Source organism: Candidatus Obscuribacterales bacterium (assembly GCA_036703605.1).
Lineage (GTDB): Bacteria > Cyanobacteriota > Cyanobacteriia > RECH01 > RECH01 > RECH01.
Genome location: DATNRH010000014.1, coordinates 1 through 1,084 on the forward strand (window position 1 = coordinate 1; position 1,084 = coordinate 1,084).

General features: G+C 53.3%; 1 protein-coding gene. It reads right to left on the bottom strand.

What is annotated here, in order from left to right; genetic code table 11:
• Positions 1-33: 33 nt before the first annotated feature.
• The coding region (locus V6D20_00435) for a TIGR03032 family protein (GenBank protein ID HEY9814263.1) at positions 34-1,084 on the bottom strand (1,051 nt) is incomplete at its 5' end.

A 1,084-nucleotide genomic window follows, 5' to 3' on the forward strand; every position in this document is an offset into this window, starting at 1 on the left:
TGCTGTCCACCGCTTCAGGGTGCCGAGATTCCGTCACGCCTCTCCCATGGAAATCACATGGCGGATTTCATCGGAGCGAATGCCGATCGCCATGGGGCGCTGCACGCGAGGAATCGTCACCACGTCATAGAGTTCTGAAACCGTTCCTTCAATGCGCAATGTATGCACCAGATCGCCACTGCGCAGGTCTATCACCCCAATCCCACAACGCGGTTCGGCTCCCTTCTTTGCTAGGGGAGCATCTAGCGGCAACCCTTGAAAACTTTTGTTGTGTCGTGGTTCTGATAAGCCAACAATGGCGAAGTCTCCGGCAAACGCTAAGCCGCGCAGATAGCCGGGGCAAAAGGTCACCGCTTCAAACTGGCCGGTTGCGGTATCCACATAGCCAAACTCGCCAGTTCCGGAGTTCAACAGCCAGAGGCGATCGCCATACCACCGGGGTGAATGGGGCATCGATAGCCCTGTGGCAATGATTTCATTACTCTCAATATCAATCACACAACCGCCATCGCTGCGATGGTCGCGCCAGCCATCAGCCACATCACTGCGGCTCACGCTGGTCACATAGCGCGGTTTTCCATCCCGTAGTGCCAACCCGTTGAGATGACAGCGATCTTCAGCAGCTAGCTTGCTGATAAACGGCGGTTGCCACAAGGGGACAAAGCTATGGGTTTCACTGACAGTTGCTAAGCAGCTAAACAGTGTATTGACAAAAACTGGGCGGGGATTGCCTTCAGCCATGACCACATCATGGATGTCTAAATCACCGGTGATGTAAGACATCTGCGGCACATAGACGGCATCGTAGCCCTGGTAGTTTTGGCTAGGACTGAGACTATTTTCAAAACGCCACAGTTGATAGAGCGTACTGAGGTAGAGGCTATTGTGATGGACGGTCAAGCCCATACAGCGTTCAAAGGTGCGTTCAAAGACCGATAGCTGGCCGTTGGGTTGTAGCCCAATCCAAAATACTTTTCCGGCTTGATAGGTTGTGAAGGCTAGGCTCAGGTGCTGTTGGGCTAGCCAAGATGTAAATTGTCGCGATCCGCTCAACTCCAGACGAGAGGAGTTTTCAGGCATTCTG